The 2,340-nt window shown below is 38.2% G+C and carries 3 protein-coding genes; all 3 read right to left on the minus strand.

What is annotated here, in order from left to right; all coding sequences use genetic code 11:
* A partial coding sequence (locus tag T335_RS22870) for an NTTRR-F1 domain (RefSeq protein WP_034328798.1) occupies positions 1-671 on the minus strand: 671 nt, incomplete at its 3' end.
* A gap of 250 nt (positions 672-921) precedes the next feature.
* Positions 922-2,013 (minus strand): glycosyltransferase, encoded by a 1,092-nt coding sequence (locus T335_RS0116820; RefSeq protein WP_026478569.1) that lies wholly within the window; start codon positions 2,011-2,013, stop codon positions 922-924.
* Between the two features lie 117 nt (positions 2,014-2,130).
* On the minus strand, positions 2,131-2,340 hold a 210-nt coding region (locus T335_RS0116825), incomplete at its 5' end, for a hypothetical protein (RefSeq protein ID WP_026478570.1).

The raw sequence follows: 2,340 nt of genomic DNA on the forward strand, positions 1-2,340 counted from the left end.
GTTCCGGCAGGTCCAGTAGCTCCAGCAGGTCCAGTAGTTCCGGCAGGCCCAGTAGCTCCAGCAGGTCCAGTAGCACCAGCAGGTCCAGTGGCACCAGCAGGTCCAGTAGCTCCAGCAGGTCCAGTAGCCCCAGCAGGTCCGGTAGTTCCGGCAGGTCCAGTTGGCCCAGCAGGCCCAGTTGGCCCGATTATGCCGCTACCTTCGGCTTCTAATAATGCGACATCATCTACAATGATATCAGCAGTTCCAGCAGATGGAAGGGAATTAACTAGAACAAGTGCTTGTGTCGCTCCAAGGGGAGCAGGACCTGTTGTGGCATATATTTCTAACCAATCTTCGGTTTCTGCATTTCCAATTCTATCAAAATCAATTACTTCAATAAGCTCATAGCCAATAAAGTTGAAGTTAGCATCATAATAGGGTATTGATAAGGATACTTGAGGGCTGGGTAATAAGCCTACTTTAGATAAAGAGACAAAAAATTGATATCTTTGCCCAGCTGTAATGGGAACAATTTGATAGATAAAAGAGTTAATTGCCCCACCAACAAGTCTAGTGGCAAAATAACCGGTATGACTAAACTCTCTTGTTATTGTTGCATTGAAAGGTATCCATGGAGGGAATCCACCGGTTTCAAAGCTGTCATTTATAATAATATTATTTACTGACATCTTATTCACTCCTTGTCATTAATAGTAAGTTTTATGATTATAGCACTTAACTACTTGCTATAGTACATGGTATTTTATTATGAAACAAATGTTCCTTAAAATTATAATTTAATCACATCGTTATTAAATAAACAAATGTATACTGGCTTAATGATGAAAAGGTAGAGAAGAATAACAAATTCCTTCTCTACCTAATTTTAAAACCAATCTAATTTTAATAAAAACTAAAAAAATCTACTGCTTGAATGTCTTAATTTTCCTGCGTCATTAAAGACTTTAATTTGTCCTTTAATAATTGCCTATTGTGAAGAATGCGCTCATCTTGAGGACGATATTTTCTTGCTTCCTCATTATGAAAATAAGATTTTTCAAAATCACCTAAATTGTAATAGCAAACACAAAGTTGTAGGTTGGGATACCATGTATGATAGTCTACATAAACAAAGCTCCACCGGTCTGCTTCTGGTACTTGTTTAGTAGCTAATTCATACCAAAAAGCTGCAATTTTATAGTTCTTCTGTCTTTGAAAAATATAGCCAATACGGCTACACGCCTCTGCTCTGGGGGGAGAAAATTTAAAAGATTGGTATAATGAAGTTAATTCATTTTCTAGGTCACCAAGATGTCGATAGCAATCTGCTTTAAAAATACATGCAAAAATCTTATCTTCAATCCACCCCTCTTTAGTAGCAATATTCTTATCATAACTCTCTATTGCTTTTTTGTAATGTCCATTTTCCCGAAGTTCGTTCCCATAATAGAAATGATCTCTAGCAGTAAAAACATCCCCCCGTTCTATTTTCTTTTCATATATTGAGATTGTTCGACCGACAGCATGTTTAATTTTCTTATGGGTTATAGATATATCAGCATTTACTATTTTTCCTTTTACATCTAGAAACTGATGACAGTCACCACGCCATACAAAGTTTTTTTCCCTTTTTACAAGTCGATTACGCCGATATCTTAACGTAACATTTCCGAACTCATCTGTACTTGCATCATAGTACATTGAAACGGAATCAACTGATGGGTCTAAAGATTCTTTTAATTGTTTTAGTTTGATTCTATCTTCTTCTAAGATAACATCATCTGCATCTAAGTATAGAATATAATCTTTAGTAGCGTATTTAAAAGATTCATTTCGAGCTGCAGCAAAATTACCTATCCATTCAAAGAAGTAAACTCGGTCAGTATATTGTTTGGCAATTTCTACAGTCTTGTCAGTAGAACCTGTATCTACAATATTTATCTCATCAACTAGATCTTTTACCGTATCCAAACAACGGGCAAGAAGAGCCTCCTCGTTCTTTACTATCATACATAGACTAATTGTAATCATATCATCATTCCTTTCCCAGACTATTTATAGAATTAGATCTAAATCTTTCTGGTGAGTTATCATTAAAAAGGGATACCTCTCCCCTGAAGTAGAGGTATCCCATTAAAGAAATTAAAATTATGGTCCAGTTGGTCCAGTTGGTCCAGTTGGTCCAGTTGGTCCAGTCGGGCCTGTAGCACCAGTAGCACCAGTAGCACCAGTAGCACCTGTTGCGCCAGTAGCACCTGTTGCGCCAGTGGCACCAGTAGCACCAGTGGCACCAGTAGCACCAGTAGCACCCGTAGCACCTGTTGCACCAGTAGCACCCGTAGCACCAGTAGCGCCAGT

The organism is Alkaliphilus transvaalensis ATCC 700919 (assembly GCF_000621485.1).
Taxonomy (GTDB): domain Bacteria; phylum Bacillota; class Clostridia; order Peptostreptococcales; family Natronincolaceae; genus Alkaliphilus; species Alkaliphilus transvaalensis.

Bases quoted from the DNA above. Each gene is read 5' to 3' on its own strand.
- T335_RS0116820 (WP_026478569.1), bottom strand. From the start codon at position 2,013: ATGATTACAATTAGTCTATGTATGATAGTAAAGAACGAGGAGGCTCTT.